Genomic DNA, 26,291 nt, shown 5'->3' on the forward strand with positions numbered 1-26,291 from the left:
TTGGCGGGGTTTTGCTTTTTGGGCCGTCGGAATCCGGTCGCGGTATCGGCTCTGGGCGGCGGAATCAGCAGGGCAGAGGGGATCATGAATCAGGCGATCAGGAGCGTCGAGTACGACCGTCCGCAAGGCACGGCCTGCAGCATCGGCCAGGCTTGGGCGAAAGTGCCCGATTCACCTTCAACGCACGAACGGCTCGCGTTGAAGGAGCGCATTCGCGGCTTGCTTAAGCGCGAAAAAGCAGTGCTCGTTGCGCATTACTACGTCGACGCTGAGTTGCAGGAACTGGCCGACGAGACGGGCGGCTGTGTGGCCGATTCGCTTGAAATGGCACGCTTCGGGCGGGATCACGACGCCCAGACGCTGGTGGTCGCCGGGGTGCGATTCATGGGTGAGACGGCGAAAATTCTTAGTCCGAACAAGCGCATTCTGATGCCTGATCTCGACGCGACCTGTTCGCTTGATCTCGGCTGTCCCGTCGACGAGTTTTCTGCATTCTGCGACGCTCATCCGGACCGCATCGTCGTCGTCTACGCGAATACGAGCGCGGCTGTGAAGGCGCGCGCCGACTGGATGGTGACGTCGTCGATCGGGCTCGAAATCGTCGCCGATCTTCATGCGCGCGGTGAAAAGATTATCTGGGCACCAGACCGTCATCTCGGCGGCTATATCCAGAAAAAGACGGGCGCCGACATGCTGCTGTGGCAAGGCTCGTGTCTTGTCCACGACGAATTCAAGGGCGTCGAGCTTGATCTGCTGCGCGCCGAATATCCGGACGCCAAAGTGCTCGTGCATCCGGAGTCGCCGGAAAGCGTGGTTGCGCAGGCCGATGTGGTCGGTTCGACGACCCAGCTGATCGACGCGGCGAAGAACAGCAGTGCGACGCACTTCATTGTCGCGACCGATCTCGGTATCCTGCACAAAATGCGTATCGCGGCTCCCGGCAAGACGTTCATTGAAGCGCCCACGGCGGGCAATAGCGCGACGTGCAAGAGTTGCGCGCACTGTCCGTGGATGGCGATGAACGGGCTGCGTAATCTCGCGGAAGTACTAGAGCGTGGGCACAACGAAATCTTCGTCGATGCGGCAATCGGCGAGCGCGCACGACTGCCGATCGATCGCATGCTCGATTTCGCAGCGCGTCACAAGAAGCGCGTGCAGGCGAGCGGCGATCTCGCGCACGACACCGCGTTGTTCTCGAACGTTGGAGCGGCTTGATGGGCGTGAACGAACCGCTGGAGTTCAAGGACGCCGTGTCGCCGCTTTTCGCGGAAATTCAGGAACAGTACGGCGAAGCGTTCGCGGCGGCGATCGCGCGCAACGTGGCCGATGCGCTTGCGGAAGACGTGGGTAGCGGTGATCTTACGGGCCTTCTCGTTCCCGCCGATGAGATGCGCGATGCACGCATCATCGTGCGCGAAGAGGCGGTGCTGTGTGGCGTACCGTGGTTCAACGAAGTGATGCGTCGAGTGGATCCGCGCATTGAGGCGCAATGGCGTTATCGCGAAGGCGATCGTATGACGGCCGACTCGGTGGTGTGTACGCTGCGTGGTCCGGCGCGCGCGCTGTTGACGGCCGAGCGTAACGGGCTCAACTTCTTGCAGATGCTGTCGGGCGTCGCGAGTGCGACGCGCAAGTTCGCCGACGCGATCGCACACACCCGCGCGCGCGTACTCGATACGCGCAAGACGCTCCCCGGCCTGCGACTCGCGCAAAAGTACGCGGTGCGCGTTGGCGGCGGTGCGAACCAGCGCCTCGCACTCTACGACGGCATCCTGATCAAGGAGAACCACATCGCGGCGGCAGGCGGCGTCGGCGCGGCGATGCAGGCTGCGATCGCGCTGAACGCGGGCGTGTCGATCCAGATCGAGGTCGAAACGCTTGGACAGCTTGAGTCGGCGCTTGCGCACGGTGCGCAGTCGGTTCTGCTCGACAACTTCTCGTTCGACATGATGCGCGACGCGGTGCGGATCACGGCAGGGCGCGCGGTACTCGAAGTGTCCGGCGGCGTGAACCTCGACACGATCCGGCTGATCGCCGAGACGGGCGTCGATCGTGTGTCGGTTGGCTCGCTGACCAAAGACGTGCGCGCGACCGATTTTTCGATGCGCATCGTCTGATCGAATTGTGTAGCGGTTCAAGGAAAAGGCCATCGACAGTCGCACTGTCCATGGCCTTTTTCATATGCAGCGCGAACCGGCTACACGTTCCGGTTCGGTACACGCTCCGGCGAAAGCACAGACGGCAGCGCCTTCGGCAACGCGTTGGGCCAGTCGCGACTGTAGTGCAGGCCGCGGCTCTCGCGTCGCGAACGCGCGCCGTCGACGATCAGCGACGCAACATCGACGAGATTGCGAAGCTCAAGCAGATCGCGACTCACCTTGAAGTTTGCGTAATACTCGTGGATTTCGTCGCGCAGCAGCGCGAGCCTATGCTTCGCGCGTGCAAGCCGCTTGTCCGTGCGTACGATGCCGACGTAATTCCACATCAGGCGACGCAGTTCGTCCCAATTGTGCGCGACAACTACTTCCTCGTCAGGGTCGGACACGCGACTCTCGTCCCAGTCGGGTAGCGGCGCGTGCACCGCTGCGCCGAAACCTTCCTCTTCGATCGCCTGCGCTGCCGAACGGCCGATCACAAGGCACTCCAGCAGCGAGTTGCTCGCAAGGCGGTTCGCGCCATGCAGGCCCGTGCACGAGGTTTCGCCTACGGCGTAAAGCCCGGCCAGATCGGTCCGCCCAGCAAGATCCGTTACGACGCCGCCGCAGGTATAGTGCGCGGCCGGTACGACGGGGATCGGCTCTTTCGTGATGTCGATACCGAACTCGAGGCAGCGCGCAAGAATAGTCGGAAAATGCTCTCGCAGGAACTCAGGGGATTGATGGCTGATGTCGAGATAGACGCAATCGATACCGCGCTTTTTGATTTCGAAGTCGATCGCCCGCGCGACGATATCGCGCGGCGCCAGCTCTGCGCGTTCATCGTGCGCGGGCATGAAGCGCGTGCCGTCAGGCAGCTTCAGAACGCCACCTTCGCCTCTTACTGCTTCCGAGATGAGAAAGGACTTGGCGTAAGGGTGGAACAGACAGGTGGGGTGAAACTGGATGAACTCCATGTTCGACACCCGGCAGCCGGCCCGCCACGCCATCGCGATGCCGTCGCCCGTCGCGGTGTCGGGGTTGGTCGTATAGAGATAGACCTTGCCTGCGCCGCCCGTCGCCAGAACGGTGTGTGGGGCCTCGATCGTGACGGTGCGCCCACTTGCCAGGTCGAGTGCGTACAGCCCATGACAGCGGCGGCCTGGCAGGCCGAGGCGGTCGGAGGTGATCAGGTCGATTGCGTAGTGCTCTTCGAGCAGCGTGATGTTCGGATGCTGCCGCACGCGCTCGGTGAGCGTTGCGACGACGGCGTGGCCGGTCGCGTCCGCCGCGTGAATGATGCGCCGATGGCTATGGCCGCCTTCGCGCGTCAGATGGAAGCCGAGTTCGGCGGCATCGTCTTTCGTGAACGGCACGCCCTGGTCGATCAGCCACTGGATCGCCTCGCGGCCATGTTCGACGATGAAGCGCGTGGCGGCTTCATCGCACAGTCCGCCGCCGGCGACCAGCGTGTCCGCGACGTGATTCTCGACGCTATCCGCCGAGTCGAGCACGGCCGCAATGCCGCCTTGTGCCCAGTCGCTGGCGCCGTCGGTCAGCGATCGTTTGGCGATCACGGCGACGCGCCGCGTCGGGGCGAGATTCAGCGCGACGCTCAAACCAGCCAGCCCGCTGCCGACAATCGCTACGTCGAAATTCATCTCCTCTCTCCGTCGTAATACGCGGCTGGTGCGGCGAACGCCGCTGCAGCCTTTTGATTGGGAAACCGAACAGCATACGCGTTGCAGCCTGCGAGGAAAAGCTGGCCGAACGGCGTAATGTGTTATGCGCGCGGAAAGAATGGGGAAGAGGCGATCGCGACGGGGCGAAGCGGAGCGGGGGTGCGCAAAACCAAAAAGCCCCGCACAAGCGGGGCTTTTTGTCGTCAACCGGCTGAAAACGAGATTACTTGATCTTCGTTTCCTTGTACGCCACATGCTTGCGAGCGACGGGATCGAACTTCATGATCTCCATCTTTTCCGGCATGTTGCGCTTGTTCTTCGTGGTCGTATAGAAGTGACCCGTACCTGCGGTCGATTCCAGCTTGATCTTGTCGCGTGCGCCCTTGGCCATGATTTACTCCTTAGGCTTCGCCACGTGCGCGCAGGTCTGCGAGCACGGAGTCGATACCGTTCTTGTCGATCAGGCGCAGGCCGGCGTTCGAAACGCGCAGACGCACCCAACGGTTTTCGCTTTCAACCCAGAAACGGCGGTTTTGCAGATTCGGGAGAAAACGACGCTTGGTCTTGTTGTTCGCGTGGGAAACGTTGTTGCCGCTCATCGGCGCTTTCCCAGTTACTTGGCATACGCGTGCCATGAGAGCACTCCTAATACGCTAATTCTGAGTTCGAACGCCGTGAAGTTTCCCGGGAAAACATAAGGACCGAGCCGTAGCCGACTTGAATCGCGTGCTTTCCGAGAAGGCCTTGTGGCTTCGGAACAGGGGTTGGAAAGAGGCAAACCGAAATATTAGCAGAAAAAGAGCCGAAAAATCAAACCTTATTTGCGACGACGGAACGGCAGTCAACGTGGCCAGCTACGCGTGGAGCGCGCTCCCGGCAGTCGTGGCCGCGCCTCAAGGCCAGCCGGCGCGGGCGAACGAGAACGTATCGTGGGCGCCGATCACCAGATGATCGATCAGCTGCACGTCGATCAGCGCGAGCGTGTCGCGCAGGACGTGCGTCAGCTGGCGGTCGCTGGCGCTCGGTTTTACGGCGCCCGACGGGTGATTGTGCGCCACAATCAGGCTCGCTGCGTTGACGGACAGCGCGCGCCGCACAATCTCGCGTGGATAGACGGCCATCCGGGTCAGCGAGCCGCGCGAGTTTTCCTCCGAGCGTATCAGGCGGTGCCGCGTGTCCAGGAACAGACAGATGAACACCTCATACGGACGCGAGCCGATCAGCAGCCGCAGGTAGTCTTCGACCGCTTCGGGTGAATCGATGAGCGGACGCTCGCGCATCTTTTCCGCAAGCGCGCGGCGCGCCATTTCCATGATCGCGAGCAATTGCGCGCGCTTGGCCGGGCCAACGCCGCGCACGCCGTCGAAATCCTCGGGCGTTCCGTCGAGCATCGCGCGCAGCGAGCCGGAGCGCTGCAACAGCGAGCGTGCGACGTCGAACACATTGTGTCCTGGCAGCCCCGAGCCGAGCACGAGCGCGACCAGTTCGGTGTCGGAAAGGGCCGCGGGGCCGGCGTCGAGCAGCCGCTCACGCGGCATGTCGCGCGTCGGCCACGCGGGCGTGGCGCGGCGTATCGGAGATCTTTCCGCGTCGGTGAGAGGGATGACTATCGTGTCGTTCATGGCAACGTCCTTCGAAATCCAGATGGAGTGGCGACGGCGCGCCGCGCAGCAAGGTTCCAGCCGGCTCCGGCTATGTGGCTTACAATAGAGCCTTTGCGCACGTCAACCCCGGCTTCGCACGGGCCCGTCCTGCGCGCGACCCGCGCCGCCGCGTCCATGCGCCGTGCGCCACGACCGAACGAGTACCGCATGAGCATCATCGACATCTCTGAAGTGAAACCCGGTTCGCACGTCACGCTTCACTACCGGCTTTCGCTTGCCGATGGCGCCGAGATCGTCAGCACCTTCAACGACAAGCCCGCCACGCTTCTGCTGGGCGCGGGCCAATTGGCGCCGCCGCTGGAAGACATTCTGCTGGGCCTGAAGGTAGGGCACCACTCGACCTTTCAGCTAGAGCCGGGGCAGGCATTTGGTCCGCGCAATGCGGAACTGATCCAGCGCGTGTCGCTCGCGACGCTGCGCGAAAACAGCATGATCGGCGAGGATTTTTCTCCCGGCGATCTCGTCGAATTCAACGCGCCGGGCGGCGGACGCTATGCCGGCGTGCTGAAGGAGGTTGGCGAAACCTCGGCTCTCTTCGATTTCAACCATCCGCTCGCCGGCCAGGCGCTGACGTTCGAAGTAAAAATCATCGGGATCCTGTAAACATGAGCATCACGGACACGACTCTCGCCGAAGCTGAAATCCTGCTTGCGCAGCCGCGCGGATTTTGCGCCGGCGTCGATCGGGCGATCGAGATCGTCGAACGGGCCATCAAGCTGTACGGTTCGCCGATCTACGTACGTCACGAAATCGTTCATAACGCGTATGTCGTCGAAGACCTGCGCAAGAAGGGCGCGATCTTTATCGAGCAACTGGAAGAAGTGCCGTCGGGCAGCACGGTGATTTTCAGTGCGCATGGCGTGTCGAAGGCCGTGCGCGCCGAAGCTGACGAGCGCGGCCTGCGCGTGTACGACGCGACGTGCCCGCTCGTCACCAAGGTGCATATCGAAGTCGCGAAGATGCGCGCGGACGGCTTTGACATCGTGATGATCGGCCACAAGGGTCACCCTGAAGTGGAAGGCACGATGGGGCAGACGGCCGAGGGCATGTATCTCGTCGAAGATATCGACGACGTGCAGGCGTTGCAGCTTGCAGATCCGGACCGCATCGCATACGTGACGCAAACCACGCTATCCGTCGACGACGCCGCGCAGATCATCGGGGCGCTGAAGGTAAAATATCCGAACATCAAGGAGCCGAAGAAACAGGACATCTGCTACGCCACGCAAAACCGCCAGGACGCCGTCAAGTTCATGGCGCCGCAGTGCGACGTGGTGATTGTCGTCGGCAGCCCGAACAGTTCCAATTCCAACCGCCTGCGCGAACTGGCCGAAAAGCTGGGTGTGCCTTCGTATATGGTGGACTCGCCAGACCAGATCGACCCCGCATGGGTCGCCGACAAGCGACGCATCGGCGTGACGGCGGGTGCATCGGCGCCCGAGGCGCTGGCTCAGGCCGTTATCGGCCGTCTGCGCGAACTCGGCGTGCGCAACGTGCGCGCGCTCGAAGGGATCGAGGAAAACATCGCGTTTCCCTTGCCCCGCGGGTTGGGTTTGCCGGCCTGACCTCCTGTCCCTATCAAAAAAAACGCGCCGCCGGCGCGTTTTTTTATTGCCCCGACACACCAAAAATCGCCAGAAAAAGGTGCCACATCACATAAAAATTATAAAGTGACGGTGTCAGGGCGAACATTCTTTTTGATTTTCGCGGCTTAATTTTGCCTCGAACGGGTGATCGCGCCCTGTTTTTCGTACGACGATTCCGCCATAGGCTATTTGGGCGCACAAAACTGGTGCATTCGCGGCGCGACGCATTATTGGGACAAGAAAGGACCTCGAAGTCCGTAGCATCGGGCCGCCCGGGACATCGCTGCAACAAGTGGTGTTGCGGATAGTCATCGATGGTGCAACTGATGCACGGAAAACTGGCGCAACCTGGTTGCAATCAACACGCGCTAAGGGCCTCGGGAGGCGGTTGCAATGCAGGAAAACCCTGCGCATTCAACAATATTGCCCGTCGCAGAATTGGAGTTACAATGCGCGCGTTCTCAGGGCTAGAGCGCCTTGAAACGCCAGATTTTGCAAGGCGCAGGAGACCTATTTAATGCGAGTCAAGTTTGCTTGTGCCGTGTCTATCGCGGCCGCGGTTGCGCTGACCGCGTGCGGCAAAAAGAACGATGGCGAAGCGGACAAGAGCGCGTCGGCTGCGGTCGCAGCGTCGGCGGCGCCCGCAAGCGAAGTGACGATCGTGAAGATCGGTCATGCGGCCCCATTAACGGGCGGCATCGCACATCTGGGTAAGGACAATGAAAACGGGGCGCGTCTCGCTATTGAAGAGATCAACGCGCAGGGATTAACCATCGACGGTCGCAAGATCCAGTTGGAACTCGACGCACAGGACGACGCGGGCGATCCGAAAACGGGCACGCAGGTCGCGCAGAAACTGGTGGACGATCATGTAGTGGCTGTAGTCGGGCACCTGAATTCGGGCGTATCGATTCCAGCTTCGAAGATATATAGCGACGCGGGCATTGTGCAGATCTCCCCGTCCTCGACGAATCCGGCGTACACGCGACAAGGCTTCAAGACGACCTACCGGGTCGTCGCGACCGATGCGCAGCAGGGTCCGGCATTGGCGAATTACGCGACGAAAGCACTCGGCGCGAAACGGATCGCGGTCGTCGACGACGCGACTGCCTATGGCAAGGGTCTCGCTGACGAGTTCGCGAAGACGGCGGAAGCGGGCGGCGCCAAGATCGTGGCGCGCGAGGCGACCAATGACCGGGCCACGGATTTCCGGGCCATCCTCACAAAGATTAAAAGTGCCCAGCCGGACGCCATCATGTTCGGCGGCATGGATGCAACGGGCGGGCCGTTTGCGAAACAGGCAGCGGCGCTCGGAATCAGGGCAAAAATCCTTGGCGGCGACGGCGTGTGCACCGACAAGGTAGGGGAACTGGCGGGCAGTGCCGTCCAGAACCTCGTGTGTTCGGAAGCGGGCCTTGCGCTTTCGAAGATGGAAAGGGGAGCGGACTTCGAGAAGAAGTACGACGCACGCTTCCACACGCCGGTGCAGATTTACGCGCCGTTCACGTATGACGCTGTGTACGTGATCGTCGATGCAATGAAGCGCGCCAATTCTATCGAGCCGCCCAAGGTGCTCGCTGCGATGCCTTCGACCGATTACACAGGTGTGATCGGCCACATCGCATTCGACGACAAGGGCGACCTGAAAGAAGGCGCCATTACGCTTTACGACTTCAAGGACGGCAAGAAAGCGGTCCTCGACGTCGTGAAGATGTAATGGCGGGACGTACAGCCTGACGGCACCGGACCATCCGACGGTGCCGTTTTTGCATCCGCGTCGAGCGCGCGGGCCGCTGCAACCCAGCGGCCACGAGCGCTCGGCGAAGATAACCCTTACCGGTCTTTTATATCAGTACCCGCAGTGCCGTTGCGATTCCGTAAAGCATCAGCGCCAACCGGCAGATGAAGAGCGCGAATCCAGTCGCACGGGCTAAGGAGCATTAAATGGATATTTTCATCCAGCAGGTGATCAACGGACTGGTGCTTGGCAGTGTCTACGCCATCATCGCACTGGGCTACACGATGGTGTACGGCATTCTCGGCATCATCAACTTCGCGCACGGCGACGTGCTGATGGTGGGCGCGATGGTCGCGCTCTCGGCCATCGGTGTGTTGCAGAACCACTTTCCCGGTCTCGGCAATGTGCCGACGCTGTGCATCGCGCTGGTCATAGCGGCCATCGTCTGCGCGGTGGTGGGCTATACGATCGAGCGGGTGGCGTACCGGCCATTGCGCAAGGCGCCGCGCCTCGCCCCGCTGATCACCGCAATCGGCGTGTCGATCCTGCTGCAGACCCTCGCAATGATGATCTGGTCACGCAACCCGCTGCCGTTCCCGCAGCTGCTGCCGACCGATCCCCTCAACGTGATCAAGGCCACCGACACCACGCCGGGCGCCGTGATCTCGATGACTGAAATCGTGATCATCGTCGTCGCGTTCCTCGTGATGGCGGGCCTGCTGCTCCTCGTGCACAAGACGAAGCTCGGCCGCGCGATGCGCGCGATCGCCGAAAACCCGGGTGTAGCTTCCCTGATGGGCGTGAACCCGAACTTCGTGATCTCGGCGACCTTCATGATCGGCTCGGCGCTCGCAGCGCTGGCGGGCGTGATGATCGCGTCGGAATATGGCAACGCGCACTTCTACATGGGCTTCATCCCCGGCCTGAAGGCGTTCACGGCGGCGGTGCTGGGCGGTATCGGCAATCTCGGCGGCGCGATGGTCGGCGGCGTGATTCTCGGTCTGATCGAACAGCTGGGCGCCGGTTACATCGGCAATCTCACGGGTGGCGTTTTCGGCAGTAACTACCAGGACGTGTTCGCGTTCATCGTGCTGATCATCGTGCTGGTGTTCCGTCCGTCGGGCCTGCTTGGCGAACGTGTCGCGGATCGCGCTTAACGTGCGCTTGGGAAAGGAGCAAATACAATGACCTCAATTCAACCGATCGAGCCGTCCACGACGCTCATCCCCGAACGCAACCTCACGAAGACGCTGACGGTGGGCATCATCACCGCCGTGTTCGTGATCGCTGCACCGATGATCATCGGTGCAGCGGGCGGCAACTACTGGGTCCGCGTGCTCGACTTCGCGATGCTGTACGTGATGCTCGCGCTCGGTCTGAACGTGGTGGTCGGCTTCGCCGGCCTGCTGGACCTGGGCTACATCGCGTTCTACGCAGTGGGCGCCTACACGGCAGCGTTGCTTAGCTCGCCGCACTTGTCGTCGCAGTTCGAATGGATCGCGCATTTGGCGCCGGCCGGCCTGCATGTGCCGTTCCTCATCATCATCCCGTGCGCGATGGCGATTGCGGCGATCTGCGGCGTGATTCTTGGCGCACCGACGCTGCGTCTGCGCGGCGACTACCTCGCAATCGTGACGTTGGGCTTCGGGGAGATCGTCCGGATCTTCCTGAACAACCTCGACCGTCCGGTGAACATCACGAACGGCCCGAAGGGCATCACGGGTATCGATCCGATCCACGTCGGCGACTTCAGCCTTGCGCAGACGCACTCGCTGTTCGGCCTGACGTTCCCGTCGGTGTACTCGTACTACTACGTGTTCGTGCTGTGCGCGCTCTTCGTAATCTGGGTGTGTACGCGTCTGCAGCACTCGCGCATCGGCCGCGCGTGGGCTGCGATCCGCGAAGACGAAATCGCCGCGAAGGCGATGGGCATCAATACGCGCGACGTGAAGCTGCTGGCGTTCGCGATGGGCGCATCGTTCGGCGGCCTGTCGGGCGCGATGTTCGGCGCGTTCCAGGGCTTCGTTTCGCCGGAATCGTTCACGCTGCCGGAATCGATCGTCGTGCTGGCTTGCGTGGTGCTGGGCGGCATGGGCCACATCCCGGGCGTGATTCTCGGCGCGGTGCTGCTCGCCGTGCTGCCGGAATTCCTGCGCTCGACGATGGGTCCGCTGCAGCACATGATCTTCGGTCATGAAATCGTCGATACGGAAGTGATCCGTCAGCTCGTGTACGCACTCGCGATGGTGCTGATCATGCTGTACCGCTCGGAAGGCCTGTGGCCGTCACCGAAGCACGAAGACAAGATCGCGAAGCTTGCGAAGCGCAACGGCAAGAAGCCGGTGCGTGCTTGAACGGCCGACAGGAGAAACAAACATGAGCGACAAGAAAATCCGTTTGTCCGTAAAGGGCGTGAACAAGCGCTTCGGCGGTTTGCAGGCATTGTCGGATGTCGGCCTTCAGATCGAGGAAGGCACGATCTACGGTCTGATCGGCCCGAACGGCGCCGGCAAGACGACGTTCTTCAACGTGATCACCGGTCTGTACACGCCGGACTCGGGCGAATTCAAGCTCGACGGCACGAACTACACGCCGACGGCGGTGTATCAGGTGGCGAAGGCGGGCATTGCGCGTACGTTCCAGAACATCCGCCTGTTCGGCGGCATGACCGCGCTGGAAAACGTGATGGTCGGCCGCCACGTTCGTACGAAGCATGGTTTGCTGGGCGCCGTATTCCAGACGCCGGCTGAGCGTCAGGAAGAGCGCGAGATCAAGGAGCGCGCGCTCGAACTGCTCGAATACGTCGGCGTGCTGCAGTACGCGGACTACACGTCGCGCAACCTGTCGTACGGTCACCAGCGGCGTCTCGAGATCGCGCGTGCACTGGCGACCGATCCGAAGTTGCTCGCACTCGACGAACCGGCTGCAGGCATGAACGCGACGGAGAAGGTGGAACTGACGAAGCTGCTCGACAAGATCCGTGCGGATGGCAAGACGATCCTGCTGATCGAGCACGATGTGAAACTGGTGATGGGCCTGTGCAACCGGATGACAGTGCTCGACTATGGCAAGGTGATCGCCGAAGGTCTGCCGCATGACGTGCAGAAGGACCCGAAGGTGATCGAGGCATATCTGGGCGCGGGGGTTCACTGATGGCTACGGCAATGTTGAAAATCAAGGGCCTGCAGGTCAACTATGGCGGCATTCAGGCCGTCAAGGGCGTCGACCTCGAGATCGCGCAGGGCGAACTGGTGACGCTGATCGGCGCGAACGGCGCGGGCAAGACCACGACGATGAAAGCGATCACGGGTCTCAAGCCATACTCGGCTGGCGATATCGAGTACATGGGCCAGTCGATCAAGGGCGTGCCGCCGCATGAATTGCTCAAGCGCGGTCTGGCGATGGTGCCGGAAGGGCGTGGCATCTTCGCGCGCATGTCGATCGTCGAGAACATGCAGATGGGTGCTTATCTGCGCAGCGATACGGAAGGCATCAAGAAGGACGTCGAGCGGATGTTCGGCTTCTTCCCGCGCCTGAAGGAACGCGCGACGCAGCTGGCGGGCACGCTGTCCGGCGGCGAACAGCAGATGCTGGCGATGGCGCGTGCCGTCATCTCGAAGCCTAAGCTGTTGCTGCTGGACGAGCCGTCGATGGGTCTGTCGCCGATCATGGTTGAGAAGATCTTCGAAGTGGTGCGTGAGATCTCGAAGGAAGGCATCACGGTGATGCTCGTTGAGCAAAATGCCCGGCTGGCGCTGCAGGCCGCTGACCGTGGGTACGTGATGGATTCGGGCACGGTCACGATGTCCGGCGACGCCAAGCAGATGCTCGATGATCCGAAGGTGCGGGCTGCATACCTCGGTGAGTAATCTGCGCTTGCGGGGCGGCTGATTTTTACGCCGCTCTCGCCTGCGAGCGAAGGCTGCATGTGTCGAGCATGTGGCCTTTTTTGTTTTGGGTTTTGGGTTTTGGGTGTTGTCGCTGTTGCGGTTGCTGCTGCTGGCATCCGCAACAGCAACCGCGTCAAATCCTCATCCAGCGCCGCATAAAGAATCCAGCCGCTTCCCAAGACTCACAACCTCATCCACCCGATACCCAAGCGCCTCATAAAACCCGCGCACATCGGCTTTCGCGCGGAGCACCTGAAGATTGACCTTCGGACATCCGCGCGCCGCGAGCGCGCGCTCGGCGTGCCGAACGAGCTGCGTCCCAATACCATGACGCCGGCAAGCAGCATCGACGGCCAGCGAATACATCCAGCCCCGATGCCCATCGTAACCAGCCATCACCGTTCCAACGATGCGCTCATCCCGCGCGGCGACAAAGAAAAGCTCAGGCTGCGTCGTGAGCTTGTTGGCAATGGAAAGACGCGGATTGCGCTGCGGCCTGCTAGCGTCCCCATATTCGGGAAACGCTTCGAGCCACAACGCAATCACGGCATCGGTATCGGCCGCGCCGAACACGCGAATCGAAACCGAAGTCCCGTCGATCACAGCGTGTCCAGAATCGAGCGCAGCATCGACATCATCTGATCGATCTCCTCCGTCGACACATTTAGCGCAGGCATGAAGCGCAGCAGGTTCGGACGCGCAGCATTGAGCAGCAGACCGTCCGGTTGCATCAAACGCGCCTTCTCGACGATCTGGTTGCCGATGTCCTTGCCGAGCAGCAACGCACGCAGCAGACCTTCGCCACGCTCCCCCTCGAAGCCGCGCTCTGCGGACAGCTCGAGCAGCTTTGTGCGCAGGTACTCGCCGCGCGCCCGCACGCCTTCGAGAAAGCCGGGCGCCGTCAGCTGCGAGATCACTGAATAGCCGGCCGCTGTCATCAGCGGATTGCCGTTGTACGTGCCGCCCTGGTCGCCTGCTTCGAACACTTCGACATGCTTCTTGCACAGCAGCGCGCCAAGCGGCACGCCGCTTCCGATGCCCTTCGCCAGCGTCATCACGTCCGGCTCGATGCCCGACAGTTCGTACGCAAACAGCGTCCCCGCTCGTCCGCAGCCGCTTTGCACTTCGTCGACGATCAGCAGCAGGTTGTGCTTCGTCGTCAGTTCGCGCAGCTGCTGCATGAATTCGCGCGTTGCAGGAATCACACCGCCTTCGCCCTGGATCGGCTCGAGCATCACGGCGATTGTCTTGTCGTTGATCAGCTTCTCGACGGACGCGATGTCGTTCAGTTCCGCCTTCGGGAAGCCCGGCACTTGCGGCGCGTAGATCGTGTCCCAGCCCGGCTTGCCGCTTGCCGACATCGTCGCGAGCGTGCGGCCGTGGAAGCTGTGATCGAAGGTAATGATTTCGTATGCGCCGTTCTTGAACTTCTTGCCGTATTTGCGCGCAAGCTTGATCGCTCCTTCGTTCGCTTCGGCGCCGCTGTTCGTGAAGAATACTTTGTCGAAGCAGCTATGCTGCGTGAGCAGGCCGGCGAGCTTCGCCATCGGCTCGTTATAGAACGCAGGCGACGGGTTGATCAGTGTGCGCGCCTGCTGCGTCAGCGCTTCAATCACGCCGTCGTTGCAGTGGCCGAGGCTGTTCACGGCCCAGCCCTGAATGAAATCCAGATATCGTTTGCCGGTGTTGTCGTAGAGCCACGAGCCCTTGCCGTGCGTGAAAACGATTTCGGGCCGGTTCGTGATGTACATCAGCGAATCGATCGGATACTCATTGAAGTTCATGGCTACAGGCTCCAGGCAAACAGGGATAAAAAACCGCCACGGACAACATGGCCCAGCAACGGAAAGAAAGAGAACGCCAGAAATACAAAAAGCCACGGCATGCCGTGGCTTTCATGATTCGAACTGCGTGCGCGTGGTTCGCGCGAATCCGTGACGAAGCCAGCGGCGCCCCTATGGGAGCGGCGAGCGGCGACGTCGAAGTTCGGACAGGATGCGGTTCATGCGCGAAAGAATACGACAATGCCTGCGCCCGTGTAAACCTGCAATTTGCATGACTTCCAGCTCGCCGCCCGGTTTGGCATTCTCCGCGTGCCGATGAACGCGCAACGATCAGACGGGGTTCGCGAGATCGGCTGCGCTCGTGAACGAATCCGCATAAAACTCGTCTTCCGGCAGGCGATGATGCTGCGTGAAATCGCGCTGCGCCGACTCGACCATCACGGGCGCGCCGCACGCGTACACCTGATACGCCGACAAGTCTGGCAGATCCTCGATGACGGCCCGATGAACGAAGCCCGTGCGGCCCGTCCATGCGTCGTCTGCGTCGGGCTCGGACAGCACGGGCACGAACTTGAAATTGGGGATTTCGCGCGCCCATTGCTCGGCGAGCTCCATCATGTACAAGTCCTTCTTGCGGCGCGCTCCCCAATAGAGCGTCATCGGACGGGTGATGTTCTTGAACACGGCATGCTCGACGATCGCCTTCAGCGGCGCGAAGCCCGTGCCCGATGCGAGCAGCACGATGGGCTTGTCCGATTCCTCGCGCAGGAAGAAGGTGCCGAGGGGCGCCTCGAAGCGCAGGATGTCGCGCTCCTTCATCGTGTTGAACACGTGGTCCGTGAACGCGCCGCCCGCCATGTGGCGGATGTGCAGTTCGATCGGGCCTTCCGTGTGCGGCGCATTCGCCATTGAATAGCTGCGGCGCTTGCCGTCCTTCAGGATGAACTCGAGATACTGGCCCGCCATGTATTGGAGACGCTCGTTCGCGGGCAGCTGCAGCTTGAGCACGACGACGTCGTCGGCCATGCGCTCGATCGCATTTACGCGGCATGGCAGCTTCTTGATCTGCACGTCGCCGATGCCCGTCACTTCGCGGATTTCGATCTCGAGGTCGGTGCACGCGGTCGCGCAGCACAGCAGCGCCATGCCGCGCGTCTTTTCGTCGTTCGACAGCGCCGACGACGAATGCGCGCGCTGCTCGACTTCGCCGCTGACGACCGTGCCCTTGCACGAGCCGCATGCGCCGTTCTTGCAGCCGTACGGCAGGCCGATGCCCTGGCGAAGGGCGGCCGTCAGCACGGGTTCGTCGGGTTCCACCTGAAACTGCCGGCCGCTTTGCCGGAGCGTTACGTTAAATGCCATATGCGTTCGATCTTCGAATACAGGGAGTCGGTAACCAGTGCGTGTCGTGGATCGCGGCTACAATGCGTCCACGATGAAAGCGACACGAAATTTGCGCAGGCCGCGGGTTCTGATCGTCGGTTGCGGCGATGTCGGCATGCGCTGTGTGCGGCAACTACAAGGACGCGCGCGTCTTTTTGCGCTTACGAGCCACGCCGAACGCCGCGACGAACTGCGCGCGGCGGGCGTGACGCCGATCGTCGGCGATCTCGACGTGCGCGCGAGTCTCTCGCGCATTGCCCGTCTCGCACCGACTGTGCTGCACCTCGCGCCTCCGCAAAAAAGCGGTGATGCGGACACGCGCACGCGTTCGCTGATCGCCACCTTGACGGCGTCTCGCATCCGTCATGCCCGTCATGTTGCAGCGGGGCGTCTCAGACGCGCGCAGCACGGCATTCGTGCTCGCAAAACATCCGGTATTGTACCCGACGGAGGTAACCCGTCTCTGCGGGCCGGCCATGACGGGGACAAGCGTTTGCGCGTCGTGTATGCGAGCACCACAGGCGTGTACGGCGATTGCAACGGAGCGTGGCTCGATGAAACGCGCCCCGTCGCGCCTGCCAACGAGCGCGCGAAACGTCGCGTGTCGGCCGAAAGGCAATTGCGGCGGGCTGCGGCGCGGCGCGTGCTCACCGCGAGCATCGCGCGCATTCCGGGCATCTATGCGAGTAACCGGCTACCCCTTGCGCGGCTGGAGAAGCGCACGCCCGCGCTCATCGACGAAGACGACGTCTACACGAACCACATCCATGCCGACGACCTCGCCGCGATCCTGCTGCGCATGGCGACGCATGGCCGGCCGTCGCGCGTGCTCCACGCCAGCGACGACACGACGCTGAAAATGGGCGAATACTTCGATCGCGTAGCCGATGCGTTCGGCGTCGAACGCGCACCGCGCATCTCGCGCGACGAAGCTGAACAGCAACTCGGGGAGATGATGCTGTCGTTCATGCGCGAATCGCGGCGCCTGATCAACACGCGCCTGAAGCGCGAACTGCAGATGCAGTTGCGCTATCCGCACGTCGACGACTTTCTGCGCACAGCGACCGCCCGGCCGGAAACGCTATCTGGCGCGGGCAAGCCGTGACGGAAAGCACAGTCAGATGATCAGGTAAGAGCAGGTAGCGCTTCCAGTAGCAGGAAGCAACAGAACGCGCCGATCAATGCGGCGATCAGGTTCGGCTCATATCGGTGCCGAAGATGCATGATGGCCAGGACACCGCCTATCAGCAGGAGCGCGAGACCGATGAACGCAATCATGCCGTATGACATCGCCAGGTTGCCGTAGGTGAACATGGCGCCTCCTTACCTGCTTTGTAATCTTTGTTAATACGAGTATAGGACGGGCGTTCGAGGCAAGCATGCTGCGTCGCAGCGTTCCAACAGGGTCTTGGCGCGCTGGGGTTCGAAATCCGACGTAGTCTCAAAGACTTGCTACGGGCGGGGCGGCACGCTCGTCGTTTACCCGCTCCGCAGTGCGCCCAGGCCGGCTTCATCCAGCCATTGCCACGCGCCCTCGGCGAGTTCGGCTGGCAGCGCGAGCCCGCCGATCCGTTCGCGGTGCAGCGCTTCGACGCGATTGCCCGCCGCCGCGACCATGCGCTTCACCTGATGGTATTTGCCTTCCAGCACGGTTAGTTCGAGTTCGTGAGCGCTGCGCGCGTGAGCGGCGACGGCGGCAATCCGTTTCGCTTCGCCGTGTAGCAGCACGCCTTCGCGCAGCGCGGCGAGTTGCGCGTCGTCTAGCGGATGGCGGGTCGTCGCGAGGTAGCGCTTCGGCACCTTGCGCTTCGGCGACGTGTACGCGTGGACGAACTGACCGTCGTCGGACAGCAGCAGCAGGCCCGTGGTGTCCTGATCGAGCCGGCCCACGCACTGGATGCCGCGCGTCGCGAACTGCGCGGGCAGCAGGTTGAAGACGCTCAGATGATGCTGCGGATCGCGCGAGCATTCATAGCCGGCAGGCTTGTTGAGCAGGACGTAGGCGCGCTCGTGATACGGCCAGACAGTGCCGTCGACTTCGAACACCAGCGCTTTCGCGTCGACATCGATATCGGGATCGTCGAGCGTCGCGCCGCCGATCGACACGCGGCCGTCCGCGATCATCGCGCGGCACTGGCGGCGCGAACCGAAGCCTTGAGAGAAGAGAACGCTTTCGAGATTCATGGGAACGGAAGGCAAGCCGCAAGCACGCGGCATCAAAACGTCGAAGGCGTTCTTCGATAACCCGAAGAACGCCTTCATCGCCTGCATTTTACCTGCCGCGCGGACCTGTCCGCCCAGGCTCAGTGCGCGCCGGAACGTCGCGCGATGAAACACGCAACGTGATCGTCGGCTGGCTTCGTGAGGATTTCGTCCGGCGTGCTTGCCTGCAGCAGGCGCGGATCATCGTGACGTCGCCGGCGACACGGCTCGCGCGAATTCCGGACGGCGGCGCGATGCCGTCTTGATCGCGAATCCGTTCGAGCCGCGCGGCAGTTACTCCTTGCCGAATTCCTTCGCCGCGCGGTCGATGGCGTCCGCCGTCGCGCCGGCATGGGCGACGGGCATCAGATGGCTCGACGGCGTTTCGACGATGGTCGCGCCAATCCGGTGCGCCATCCAGCGCTGGATTTCCGGCGAGACGGCGCGATCGCGGGTCGTCACGATGTACCACGACGGCTTGTAACGCCAAGCGGCTTGCGTTGCGTGCTCTTCGAACGATTTGGCTGCGATGGGCTGCTGTGCGGCGACGAGCACGCGCGTCAGGTTCTCGGGGACGTCGGCGGCAATGTCGCTGTGATATCTGGCGGGATCGAACCAGATAAAGCCGGAGCTGTCTTTCGTCATCCCTGAGCCGGCGGGCATCTGCGGGCCGCGCTTGAGGATGTCGACCGACGATTCGCCAATGTCCGGCGCGATCGCCGCCACGTAGACGAGGCCGACGACCTTCGACGCGTCCGCGCCCGATCCTGCCTCCGTGATCACGAAGCCGCCCCACGAATGCCCGACCAGCACCGTCGGACCGGATAGCCGGGCGAGCACGCGCCGCGTGGCGGCAATGTCGTCGGCGAGCGATGTCAGCGGAATCTGCACCGACGCGACGCGATAACCCTTCTTCTGCAAGCGGGCGATCACGCCGTTCCAGCTCGATCCGTCCACGAACGCGCCGTGCACGAGCACGATGTTCTGCACGGGACCGCCCGGCGGCGCGGAAGTAGCAGCGGAGCGAGGCGCGGGAGCCGGCGCAGCGGCGGGTGGCGGCGCGGGTTCGGCGGCGGAGGATGCGGGCGCAGCTGGCGGTGTGTCGGCCGCAGGCGCTGCCGATGGCTCGGGCTGCGCCGCGGGCTGACCCGTCTGCGCCAGGACGCCGGTTGTGGCGACGCAGGCGCCAAGGAGGACGGCATAGAGCAGATGTTTCAGCGACATGGCGACTCCATCGGCTGGACGGGATTCTGCGAACATACCGAACGCAAGTCAGGGTGACAACCGCAATTCCACGCAGTTTTCGGACACGTTGCACGAGGATTTGGCGGGCGCGCGGAAATCCGTTGCGCGGGCTTCGACGTAAGTGTCTCGTGATGCGGCCGGGACATTTGCCTGAGACGCGTCCAGGTGAGCACCGCGGGTGAGTTTCGCGCCGAAGCGTACAATTTATGGTTTTTCCGCGCGGGTTCTATTGGCGATTGGCGATTGGCGCGGCGCATCTTCAGTTGAGTGCAGTGGGGTGAGACATCTTGAGTAACGCAGGAAACAACGGACAGCAGCATGACGGCCTGAAGCGTGGGCTGAAGAACCGCCATATTCAGCTGATCGCGCTGGGCGGCGCGATCGGCACGGGCCTCTTCCTGGGATCGGCGGGGGTATTGAAGTCGGCGGGACCGTCGATGATTCTGGGCTACGCGATCGGCGGCTTCATCGCGTTTCTGATCATGCGGCAACTCGGCGAAATGGTTGCACAGGAGCCTGTCGCGGGCTCGTTCAGCCACTTCGCGTACAAGTATTGGGGCGATTTTCCGGGCTTTCTGTCGGGCTGGAACTACTGGGTGCTGTACGTGCTCGTGAGCATGGCCGAACTGACGGCTGTCGGCACTTATGTGCACTTCTGGTGGCCCGGCGTGCCGGCGTGGCTATCGGCGCTCGTGTGCTTCGTCGTGATCAACGCCATCAACCTCGCAAATGTGAAGGCGTACGGCGAGACAGAGTTCTGGTTCGCGATCGTCAAGGTCGTGGCTGTGATGGGCATGATCGTGTTCGGCGGCTACCTGCTGCTGAGCGGCCACGGCGGTCCGCAGGCATCCATCTCCAATCTGTGGAGCCAGGGCGGCTTCTTTCCGCATGGCGTCCACGGTCTTTTCATGATGCTCGCCGTGATCATGTTCTCGTTTGGCGGGCTGGAGCTGATCGGTATCACGGCTGCCGAAGCCGACGATCCGCAGAAGAGCATTCCGAAGGCCGTGAACCAGGTGATCTACCGGATTCTGATTTTCTACATCTGCTCGCTGATCGTGCTGCTGTCGCTGTATCCGTGGAATCAGGTTGCGGAAGGCGGCAGCCCGTTCGTGATGATTTTTTCGCAGATCGGCGCTGGGTTGACGGCGAATGTGCTGAACGTCGTCGTGCTGACGGCGGCGCTGTCCGTGTACAACAGCGGTGTCTATGCGAATAGCCGCATGCTGTACGGTCTCGCCGAGCAGGGCAATGCGCCGCGCGCGCTGCTGGAGGTGGATCGCCGGGGCGTGCCCTATATGGCGATCGGTTTGTCGGCGGTCGCGACGTTTGCTTGTGTGATCATCAATTACCTGATGCCCGCGAAGGCGCTCGACGTGCTGATGGCGCTCGTCGTCGCGGCGCTGGTGCTGAACTGGTCGCTGATCAGCCTGACGCATCTGAAGTCGCGTCGCGCGATGCTCGCGCAGGGCGACACGCTCGTCTTCAAGTCGCTGTGGTTCCCGCTCGGCAACTGGGTTTGTCTGGCGTTCATGGCGCTGATTCTCGTGATTCTCGCGCTGACGCCGGGACTCAACGTGTCGGTGCTGCTGGTGCCCGTGTGGCTCTTCGTCATGTGGATCGGGTACGTGGTGAAGCGGCGGCGCGCCACGGCACATCAGTTGGCGGGTGCGACGGGCGGGCGTTAAGGTTCGTGCAGAGTTGAAGCGTTTGATGCAGTCGAGCCGGATCAGCCGTGAGGCGATCCGGCTTTTGTTTTTTTCGGCACCAGCGCGCAGCCGCCGAATGCCCCGAATTGCATCGTTGGTTCGTCGACGCGAACGGCACCTGCCGGAGGTCTAGTGGAGGAATGCTCGGAGCGCCGCATTCCGGCCCGCGCAAAGTCGAACATCGTGCCGGACGATGGCGGCTTCGCCTATCGGTTCTTGAGGTCGAGGAAGCGTTCCGGCGAGCGTGCTCTGGCGAGCCGGTGCGCAAGCTCGCGCTCGGGTACAGCGGGGACGAATCCATGCTGCGAGAGCGGTGACGAGTCGCGCATGCGCCAGTCATGCGCAACACATATCCGCTTCTACGTTTTGGCGAGGATCGCGATTTGACTTTCTTTTACCAAACCACTTGAGAATGTGGAGAGCCGCCCTACCATTGGCGACGATAGCCAAACAAAAACCCCGCTCAGCGTCATCTGGCGGGGTTGCATGGCGAACCGGTGAAATCCGTTCGAAGATGTTTGGTGCCCAGGGCCGGACTCGAACCGGCACGCCTTGCGGCGGGGGATTTTGAGTCCCCTGCGTCTACCTGTTTCACCACCTGGGCATGTCTTGCGGACTGACTCCGCTCCGGTTTCACGCCGGGCGAAGACGGAGATTATGGCCGAAAACCCGCTCGCGGGCAAGCCAATGCCCTTGCCCCGTTCCCTGCTACACCGTCCGGGAAAAGCGCTGAATCGACTGCTGCCCCACATAACGGTCGAAGACCATTGCGATATTACGCACGAGCATCCGCCCGGCCACGAGGACGTCGAGCTGCCTTGTGCCGATTTTTACGAGCCCGTCGTCCTCGAATGCTCGCAGCCGCTCCAGTTCGGGTGCGAACGTGTCCTGAAAGCGGATGCCGTACACGGCCTCGAATTCGTCGAAGCGCAACTCCAGGTTGCACATCAGTTGCGTGATGATGTCTCGCCGCAGCCGGTCGTCGGTGGACAGGCGAACGCCGCGCGTGATTGCCAGTTCGCCTTCGTCGATGGCGGCCGCATAGCCTGCGAGGTCTTTCGCGTTCTGCGCATACACGTCGCCGACTTTGCCGATCGACGACGCGCCGAAGCCGATCAGATCGCACTCCGCGCGCGTGCTGTAGCCCTGGAAATTGCGATGCAGGGTGCGCTGCGCCTGCGCGCGTGCCAGCTCGTCGGTCGGCAGCGCGAAGTGATCCATGCCGATGTACACGTAGCCCGCGTCCGTCAGCCGCTCGACGACCAGTTGAAGAATCGCGAGCCGTTCGGCGGGCGAGGGCAGCGTAGACGCGTCCATTTGCCGCTGCATCTTGAAGAGTTGCGGCATATGTGCGTAGCCGAACACGGAAAGGCGGTCGGGCGCGAGTTCGAGCATCGTGTCGAGCGTCTTGCTGAAGCTGCTCACCGTCTGATAAGGCAGACCATAGATCAGATCGACGCCGATCGAATGAAAGCCGGTTGCGCGCGCGGCACGCATCACGCCCGCCGTCATTTCGAGCGGCTGGATGCGGTTGATCGCGCGCTGCACCACGGGATCGAAATCCTGCACGCCAAGGCTCAAGCGGTTGAAGCCAAGATTGCGCAGATGGACGATGGTTTTCGGCGGTGCCTCGCGAGGATCGACTTCGATCGAGAATTCGCCTTCGGCGTCGCTGCGCAGCAGAAAGTGCTCGCGGGTCGTGGCCATCAGTTCCGTCATTTCGTCGTGCGACAGAAAAGTCGGTGTGCCACCGCCCCAATGCAACTGCGACACGGGACGGGCTGTATCGAAGCATTCGGCCTGCAGCGCGATTTCCCGCTTGAGTCGTTGCAGATACGGCGCCGAGCGCGAGCGATTCCTCGTCACGACCTTGTTGCAGCCGCAATAGAAGCAGACGGTGTCGCAAAACGGAATGTGGAAGTACAGCGAGAGATCGGTCTCGGATGCGCCTTTGTCGGCGGCGGCGCGACGGTAGTGTTCGGGCGAGAAGTCGTCGCGGAACTGGAGCGCCGTCGGGTACGACGTATAGCGCGGACCGTTCGCGCTGTACTTCGCGAGCAGATCCGGGCGGAAAAGCGAATCTGCGGAAGGGAAGGATGGGACGGAAGGAACGGTGTTCATCGGATTGTCTCCAGACGCTCGCCCGACGGCGCGCAAGCCGCTTCGGATGCAGCCCGTTCGGATGCCCGGCTGAACTCGAAAGGCGCCGTGCGAGCGTGGGTTGAGCTCGAACGAGTGTAAAGGCGCGCGCACGCGAGATATTGGGTAAAAAGGTCGCAACGCCGCAGATGGCACAATGTTGGTTGATCGGCGTCAAGGTTTCGAAGAATTGCCTGCCGTATCGCATGCGTGTCTGTTCGTGTCTCAGGAAGCGTGCCGTGTCCCTACATCCGTCTCAACCGCCGTCCACTACGGCGGATCATGCGTGCCGCCCGAATTGCGGTGCGTGCTGCATAGCGCCGTCGATTTCGAGCCCGATTCCCGGAATGCCGCACGGCAAGCCCGCAGGCGTGCGCTGCGTGCAGCTCGGCGACGATCTGCGCTGTGCGATTTTCGGTCTGCCGGAACGTCCGGCCTGTTGTTCGGGTCTACAGCCGCAGACGGTCATGTGCGGCGACTCGCGCGACGATGCGCTGATCTGGCTCACACGTCTCGAAGCGGAGACACGGCCGTGATCGCCGGCGCCCGCCTGGCCCGATAGACGAAAGACAACCCAGCGAAAGCAATACCGGCGCGGCGGCCGCCGCGTTACAGGAGAATCTGCATGACCCCACCCGCCACGCCCGCACGGCGTCGCTTTCTGATTTCCGCGCTGTCCGCCTGTGTGACGGCGGGTATCACTGCGCCGCTCGTCGCGTGCGCAACGTCGACGTTTCCATTTATTCCGGATCACTACACGTTTTCGCAAAAGCAGGTTCAGGAGGCAGTCCAGCGCAAGTTTCCGTATCAGCGCACCGTGTCGCAGGTGTTCGATGTCGCGCTGGCCAATCCCGTCGTCGGCTTGTTGCCCGATACGAACCGCGTCTCCGTGCGGCTCGATGCGCGGCTCGCCAGTCCGTTCCTGCAGCAGCCGGTGAACGGTGTCTTCACGCTGTCGAGCCAGCTCGAATACGATGCACCAAGCCGTTCTGTCGTGCTGCGCGCGCCGAATGTGGACAACGTCAGCGTCGACGGTAACGCGCAAGCCTACACTCAGCAGATCAACGCGGCCGCCGCCGTGCTCGCGACCCAACTGCTGACCAACTACCCCGTCTACACGTTCAAGCCCGAGCAGCTGCAATTTGCCGGCGTGAATTACGAACCCGGTACAATCACGGTCCTTACAAACGGCATACGCGTGCAGATCGTCGAAAAGTGACGCATGCGGGGCCGGGCGGCCGCGCCAGCATTGCTGACGCATCGCCCATCAACTCCAAGCGAAAAGGCCACGGATGGACTGGATCATCACGTTGAAGGCGCTCATTCTCGGCGTCGTGGAAGGCTTGACCGAATTTTTGCCGGTGTCGAGCACGGGTCACCTGATCGTGGCCGGCAGTCTGTTGGATTTCGATGTCCCGCAGGAAAAGACATTCGACGTTGTGATCCAGCTCGGCGCGATTTTCGCCGTGTGCTGGGAATACCGGCAGCGGATCATCGACGTCGTGGCGGGACTCGCGACGCGCATCGAGTCGCGGCGCTTCACGCTCAACGTGATCATCGCGACGATTCCGGCCATCGTGCTGGGTCTGCTGCTCGAGAAATCGATCAAGGCAGTGCTGTTTGCGCCCGTGCCCGTTGCGTTTGCGCTGGTGGTGGGCGGTGTGCTGATCCTCTGGGTCGAGGCATGGCAACGCAATCGGCCCGAGGTACGGGCGCGCGTTCATTCGATCGACGACCTGAGTCCGCTCGACGCGCTCAAAGTCGGACTCGCGCAATGCTTCGCGCTGATTCCGGGGATGTCGCGATCCGGTTCGACGATTATCGGCGGTATGCTGTTCGGACTGGACCGGCGCGTTGCGACCGAGTTCTCCTTCTTCCTCGCGATCCCCATCATCTTCGGCGCGACCGTCTACGAGTTGCACAAAGGCTGGCACGAACTGTCGTCGGACGCGCTCGGGCTCTTTTCGATCGGGTTTCTGGCGGCGTTCGTCAGCGCGTTCGCCTGCGTGCGCTGGCTGCTGCGCTACATCGCTGCGCACGATTTCAGCGCGTTCGCGTGGTATCGGATCGGCTTCGGCTTGCTGATTCTGCTGATCGGCTATAGCGGCGGCTTGAGCTGGGCAGAGTGACGTTTCGCCCGTGTCGGCGCGCCCAATATGAAAAAGGCCCGCGGCAGGAAGACCGCGGGCCTTTTTTGTCTCAGTTGAAGCGAAAGCGCATCAGCTGTTCGGACGACGCCTGAAGATCAGATCCCATACGCCATGCCCGAGACGCAGGCCGCGCTTCTCGAACTTCGTCACGGGACGATAGTCGGGACGCGGGGCGTAATCGTCGGCGGTGTTTTCGAGCGCGGGCTCAGCACCGAGCACTTCCAGCATCTGTTCCGCGTAGTTCTGCCAGTCGGTCGCGCAATGGATGTACGCGCCCGGCTTCATTCGCGACACCAGCAGCGCGACGAACTTCGGCTGGATCAGGCGGCGCTTGTGATGACGGGCCTTGTGCCACGGGTCGGGAAAGAAAATATGCACGCCGCCCAGGCTGTGCGGCGCAATCATGTTTTCGAGCACTTCGACGGCGTCGTGCTGGATGATGCGGATGTTCGAAAGATTCTGCTCGCCCATCAGCTTGAGTAGCGCGCCAACGCCCGGCTCGTGTACTTCGACGCCAAGGAAGTCGTCATGGGGACGATGCGACGCGATCTCGGCCGTCGTGGCGCCCATGCCGAAGCCGATTTCCAGAATACGCGGCGCGCGGCGACCGAAGACGGCTTCCCAGTCCGGCTGCTGCGGCGCATAGGGCACGACGAAGCGCGGGCCGAGTTCATCCATTGCGCGGCGCTGTCCCGTCGATACGCGGCCCGCGCGGGTCACGAAGCTGCGGATCCGGCGCCGGTGCAGCGCGTTTTCCGACGCAGCGGCGTCACCAGCGGTTCCGGCGGATTCAGGCGGCTCGTGGCCTGGCGCATCGTCGCCCATAAGCTGGGAAGAGGCGCGCGGCAGACCGGCTTCGTTCGGATCGTGAATCATCGTAATGAAGGCAAGAGTGGGCGGCGGAAGTCACTGAATTGACAGGGCGTGAGGGGCGCTTTTCTTTGTTCGCGGCACGTAGTACCCACGCACGCTGCACGAAGCACG

At 62.3% G+C, this 26,291-nt stretch carries 26 protein-coding genes and 1 tRNA gene; 14 read left to right on the forward strand and 13 right to left on the reverse strand.

The features are described 5' to 3' along the window. Positions 1–84 precede the first annotated feature (84 nt). Positions 85–1,215: a quinolinate synthase NadA gene (nadA, locus tag BPHY_RS02910; RefSeq protein WP_012399994.1), complete on the forward strand. Its 1,131-nt coding sequence runs from the start codon at positions 85–87 to the stop codon at positions 1,213–1,215. Continuing rightward, on the forward strand, positions 1,215–2,117 hold the full coding sequence (nadC, locus tag BPHY_RS02915; protein WP_012399995.1) for a carboxylating nicotinate-nucleotide diphosphorylase: 903 nt from the start codon (positions 1,215–1,217) through the stop codon (positions 2,115–2,117). Before nadA ends, nadC begins: the two co-directional genes overlap by 1 nt. Before the next feature lie 80 nt (positions 2,118–2,197). Here the strand turns inward: nadC and nadB are convergent, their stop codons facing one another. The 4 genes from nadB to radC form a co-directional block, all read right to left on the reverse strand. After that, positions 2,198–3,796, reverse strand: coding sequence for an L-aspartate oxidase (nadB, locus tag BPHY_RS02920; protein ID WP_012399996.1), 1,599 nt, complete (start codon positions 3,794–3,796; stop codon positions 2,198–2,200). 244 nt (positions 3,797–4,040) lie between these two features. Then, positions 4,041–4,208, reverse strand: a complete 168-nt coding sequence (gene rpmG, locus BPHY_RS02925; RefSeq protein ID WP_004185395.1) for a 50S ribosomal protein L33 — start codon at positions 4,206–4,208, stop codon at positions 4,041–4,043. 10 nt (positions 4,209–4,218) lie between these two features. Further along, positions 4,219–4,452, reverse strand: a complete 234-nt coding sequence (gene rpmB / locus BPHY_RS02930; protein WP_004186391.1) for a 50S ribosomal protein L28 — start codon at positions 4,450–4,452, stop codon at positions 4,219–4,221. A 258-nt stretch (positions 4,453–4,710) separates the two neighbouring features. Further along, complete coding sequence (gene radC, locus BPHY_RS02935) at positions 4,711–5,439, reverse strand: RadC family protein (protein ID WP_012399997.1); 729 nt, start codon at positions 5,437–5,439, stop codon at positions 4,711–4,713. Positions 5,440–5,628: 189 nt separating this feature from the next. On the opposite strand from radC, the gene BPHY_RS02940 reads away from it, so the two are divergent. The 7 genes from BPHY_RS02940 (at position 5,629) to BPHY_RS02970 (ending at position 12,674) form a co-directional block, all read left to right on the forward strand. Beyond that, positions 5,629–6,084 carry an FKBP-type peptidyl-prolyl cis-trans isomerase gene (locus BPHY_RS02940; RefSeq protein ID WP_012399998.1) on the forward strand — a complete coding sequence of 152 codons (456 nt, stop codon included), beginning with the start codon at positions 5,629–5,631 and terminating at the stop codon, positions 6,082–6,084. 2 nt (positions 6,085–6,086) lie between these two features. Next, positions 6,087–7,046 (forward strand): 4-hydroxy-3-methylbut-2-enyl diphosphate reductase, encoded by a 960-nt coding sequence (ispH, locus tag BPHY_RS02945; protein ID WP_012399999.1) that lies wholly within the window; start codon positions 6,087–6,089, stop codon positions 7,044–7,046. A gap of 538 nt (positions 7,047–7,584) precedes the next feature. Further along, the gene (locus tag BPHY_RS02950) at positions 7,585–8,784 is read left to right on the forward strand and encodes a branched-chain amino acid ABC transporter substrate-binding protein (protein ID WP_012400000.1); all 1,200 of its coding nucleotides are present in this window, start codon (positions 7,585–7,587) and stop codon (positions 8,782–8,784) included. Positions 8,785–9,011: 227 nt separating this feature from the next. Next, on the forward strand, positions 9,012–9,962 hold the full coding sequence (locus tag BPHY_RS02955) for a branched-chain amino acid ABC transporter permease (RefSeq protein ID WP_012400001.1): 951 nt from the start codon (positions 9,012–9,014) through the stop codon (positions 9,960–9,962). 27 nt (positions 9,963–9,989) lie between these two features. Further along, positions 9,990–11,159 carry a branched-chain amino acid ABC transporter permease gene (locus tag BPHY_RS02960; RefSeq protein WP_012400002.1) on the forward strand — a complete coding sequence of 390 codons (1,170 nt, stop codon included), beginning with the start codon at positions 9,990–9,992 and terminating at the stop codon, positions 11,157–11,159. A gap of 22 nt (positions 11,160–11,181) precedes the next feature. Next, entirely contained in the window at positions 11,182–11,958 is a 777-nt protein-coding gene (locus BPHY_RS02965) for an ABC transporter ATP-binding protein (protein ID WP_012400003.1), read from the forward strand. Continuing rightward, positions 11,958–12,674, forward strand: coding sequence for an ABC transporter ATP-binding protein (locus tag BPHY_RS02970; protein ID WP_012400004.1), 717 nt, complete (start codon positions 11,958–11,960; stop codon positions 12,672–12,674). Before BPHY_RS02965 ends, BPHY_RS02970 begins: the two co-directional genes overlap by 1 nt. Positions 12,675–12,836: 162 nt before the next feature. Here BPHY_RS02970 and BPHY_RS02975 read toward each other — a convergent pair whose 3' ends face one another. The 3 genes from BPHY_RS02975 to BPHY_RS02985 form a co-directional block, all read right to left on the reverse strand. Further along, on the reverse strand, positions 12,837–13,298 hold the full coding sequence (locus BPHY_RS02975) for a GNAT family acetyltransferase (RefSeq protein WP_012400005.1): 462 nt from the start codon (positions 13,296–13,298) through the stop codon (positions 12,837–12,839). Beyond that, entirely contained in the window at positions 13,295–14,479 is a 1,185-nt protein-coding gene (locus BPHY_RS02980) for an acetylornithine transaminase (RefSeq protein WP_012400006.1), read from the reverse strand. The genes BPHY_RS02975 and BPHY_RS02980 overlap by 4 nt, the downstream gene beginning before the upstream one ends. A 330-nt stretch (positions 14,480–14,809) precedes the next feature. After that, on the reverse strand, positions 14,810–15,841 hold the full coding sequence (locus BPHY_RS02985; protein ID WP_012400008.1) for a CDP-6-deoxy-delta-3,4-glucoseen reductase: 1,032 nt from the start codon (positions 15,839–15,841) through the stop codon (positions 14,810–14,812). A gap of 73 nt (positions 15,842–15,914) precedes the next feature. On the opposite strand from BPHY_RS02985, the gene BPHY_RS02990 reads away from it, so the two are divergent. Then, on the forward strand, positions 15,915–16,967 hold the full coding sequence (locus tag BPHY_RS02990) for an NAD-dependent epimerase/dehydratase family protein (protein ID WP_052306096.1): 1,053 nt from the start codon (positions 15,915–15,917) through the stop codon (positions 16,965–16,967). Between the two features lie 20 nt (positions 16,968–16,987). Here BPHY_RS02990 and BPHY_RS02995 read toward each other — a convergent pair whose 3' ends face one another. The 3 genes from BPHY_RS02995 to BPHY_RS03005 form a co-directional block, all read right to left on the reverse strand. Further along, complete coding sequence (locus tag BPHY_RS02995; protein ID WP_012400010.1) at positions 16,988–17,176, reverse strand: hypothetical protein; 189 nt, start codon at positions 17,174–17,176, stop codon at positions 16,988–16,990. A 165-nt stretch (positions 17,177–17,341) separates the two neighbouring features. Further along, the gene (locus tag BPHY_RS03000; RefSeq protein WP_012400011.1) at positions 17,342–18,046 is read right to left on the reverse strand and encodes a pseudouridine synthase; all 705 of its coding nucleotides are present in this window, start codon (positions 18,044–18,046) and stop codon (positions 17,342–17,344) included. Between the two features lie 312 nt (positions 18,047–18,358). Continuing rightward, on the reverse strand, positions 18,359–19,288 hold the full coding sequence (locus BPHY_RS03005) for an alpha/beta fold hydrolase (protein WP_012400012.1): 930 nt from the start codon (positions 19,286–19,288) through the stop codon (positions 18,359–18,361). Between the two features lie 308 nt (positions 19,289–19,596). On the opposite strand from BPHY_RS03005, the gene BPHY_RS03010 reads away from it, so the two are divergent. Beyond that, complete coding sequence (locus BPHY_RS03010) at positions 19,597–20,997, forward strand: amino acid permease (RefSeq protein ID WP_012400013.1); 1,401 nt, start codon at positions 19,597–19,599, stop codon at positions 20,995–20,997. A gap of 540 nt (positions 20,998–21,537) precedes the next feature. On the opposite strand, the gene BPHY_RS03015 is transcribed toward BPHY_RS03010, so the two are convergent. Continuing rightward, a tRNA-Leu gene (locus tag BPHY_RS03015) sits at positions 21,538–21,622 on the reverse strand. Between the two features lie 104 nt (positions 21,623–21,726). After that, entirely contained in the window at positions 21,727–23,139 is a 1,413-nt protein-coding gene (gene hemN / locus BPHY_RS03020) for an oxygen-independent coproporphyrinogen III oxidase (RefSeq protein WP_012400014.1), read from the reverse strand. A gap of 257 nt (positions 23,140–23,396) precedes the next feature. On the opposite strand from hemN, the gene BPHY_RS03025 reads away from it, so the two are divergent. From BPHY_RS03025 to BPHY_RS03035, 3 genes are all read left to right on the forward strand, one after another. Next, the gene (locus BPHY_RS03025) at positions 23,397–23,693 is read left to right on the forward strand and encodes a YkgJ family cysteine cluster protein (protein WP_012400015.1); all 297 of its coding nucleotides are present in this window, start codon (positions 23,397–23,399) and stop codon (positions 23,691–23,693) included. Between the two features lie 89 nt (positions 23,694–23,782). Further along, positions 23,783–24,376: a DUF1439 domain-containing protein gene (locus BPHY_RS03030; RefSeq protein WP_012400016.1), complete on the forward strand. Its 594-nt coding sequence runs from the start codon at positions 23,783–23,785 to the stop codon at positions 24,374–24,376. Positions 24,377–24,449: 73 nt separating this feature from the next. Beyond that, on the forward strand, positions 24,450–25,286 hold the full coding sequence (locus tag BPHY_RS03035) for an undecaprenyl-diphosphate phosphatase (protein ID WP_012400017.1): 837 nt from the start codon (positions 24,450–24,452) through the stop codon (positions 25,284–25,286). 90 nt (positions 25,287–25,376) lie between these two features. Here the strand turns inward: BPHY_RS03035 and trmB are convergent, their stop codons facing one another. Continuing rightward, a complete protein-coding gene (trmB, locus tag BPHY_RS03040) occupies positions 25,377–26,183 on the reverse strand; it encodes a tRNA (guanosine(46)-N7)-methyltransferase TrmB (RefSeq protein ID WP_012400018.1) in 807 nt (268 codons plus the stop codon). Positions 26,184–26,291: the final 108 nt, after the last annotated feature.

The organism is Paraburkholderia phymatum STM815, assembly GCF_000020045.1.
In the GTDB taxonomy this organism is placed as follows: domain Bacteria; phylum Pseudomonadota; class Gammaproteobacteria; order Burkholderiales; family Burkholderiaceae; genus Paraburkholderia; species Paraburkholderia phymatum.

Coding starts and splice junctions, on each gene's coding strand:
- BPHY_RS02995 (WP_012400010.1), bottom strand. CDS start 17,176: ATGTTCACCTACGGCAACCTGGCGATGTCATACGGCATGATTGCGTTC.
- hemN (WP_012400014.1), bottom strand. CDS start 23,139: ATGAACACCGTTCCTTCCGTCCCATCCTTCCCTTCCGCAGATTCGCTT.
- radC (WP_012399997.1), bottom strand. CDS start 5,439: ATGAACGACACGATAGTCATCCCTCTCACCGACGCGGAAAGATCTCCG.
- BPHY_RS02980 (WP_012400006.1), bottom strand. CDS start 14,479: ATGAACTTCAATGAGTATCCGATCGATTCGCTGATGTACATCACGAAC.
- BPHY_RS02985 (WP_012400008.1), bottom strand. CDS start 15,841: ATGGCATTTAACGTAACGCTCCGGCAAAGCGGCCGGCAGTTTCAGGTG.
- nadC (WP_012399995.1), top strand. CDS start 1,215: ATGGGCGTGAACGAACCGCTGGAGTTCAAGGACGCCGTGTCGCCGCTT.
- trmB (WP_012400018.1), bottom strand. CDS start 26,183: ATGATTCACGATCCGAACGAAGCCGGTCTGCCGCGCGCCTCTTCCCAG.
- BPHY_RS02960 (WP_012400002.1), top strand. CDS start 9,990: ATGACCTCAATTCAACCGATCGAGCCGTCCACGACGCTCATCCCCGAA.
- BPHY_RS02940 (WP_012399998.1), top strand. CDS start 5,629: ATGAGCATCATCGACATCTCTGAAGTGAAACCCGGTTCGCACGTCACG.
- BPHY_RS03005 (WP_012400012.1), bottom strand. CDS start 19,288: ATGTCGCTGAAACATCTGCTCTATGCCGTCCTCCTTGGCGCCTGCGTC.
- nadA (WP_012399994.1), top strand. CDS start 85: ATGAATCAGGCGATCAGGAGCGTCGAGTACGACCGTCCGCAAGGCACG.
- nadB (WP_012399996.1), bottom strand. CDS start 3,796: ATGAATTTCGACGTAGCGATTGTCGGCAGCGGGCTGGCTGGTTTGAGC.
- BPHY_RS03035 (WP_012400017.1), top strand. CDS start 24,450: ATGGACTGGATCATCACGTTGAAGGCGCTCATTCTCGGCGTCGTGGAA.
- ispH (WP_012399999.1), top strand. CDS start 6,087: ATGAGCATCACGGACACGACTCTCGCCGAAGCTGAAATCCTGCTTGCG.
- BPHY_RS02990 (WP_052306096.1), top strand. CDS start 15,915: ATGAAAGCGACACGAAATTTGCGCAGGCCGCGGGTTCTGATCGTCGGT.
- BPHY_RS02970 (WP_012400004.1), top strand. CDS start 11,958: ATGGCTACGGCAATGTTGAAAATCAAGGGCCTGCAGGTCAACTATGGC.
- BPHY_RS03000 (WP_012400011.1), bottom strand. CDS start 18,046: ATGAATCTCGAAAGCGTTCTCTTCTCTCAAGGCTTCGGTTCGCGCCGC.
- rpmG (WP_004185395.1), bottom strand. CDS start 4,208: ATGGCCAAGGGCGCACGCGACAAGATCAAGCTGGAATCGACCGCAGGT.
- BPHY_RS02955 (WP_012400001.1), top strand. CDS start 9,012: ATGGATATTTTCATCCAGCAGGTGATCAACGGACTGGTGCTTGGCAGT.
- BPHY_RS02950 (WP_012400000.1), top strand. CDS start 7,585: ATGCGAGTCAAGTTTGCTTGTGCCGTGTCTATCGCGGCCGCGGTTGCG.
- BPHY_RS03030 (WP_012400016.1), top strand. CDS start 23,783: ATGACCCCACCCGCCACGCCCGCACGGCGTCGCTTTCTGATTTCCGCG.
- BPHY_RS02965 (WP_012400003.1), top strand. CDS start 11,182: ATGAGCGACAAGAAAATCCGTTTGTCCGTAAAGGGCGTGAACAAGCGC.
- rpmB (WP_004186391.1), bottom strand. CDS start 4,452: ATGGCACGCGTATGCCAAGTAACTGGGAAAGCGCCGATGAGCGGCAAC.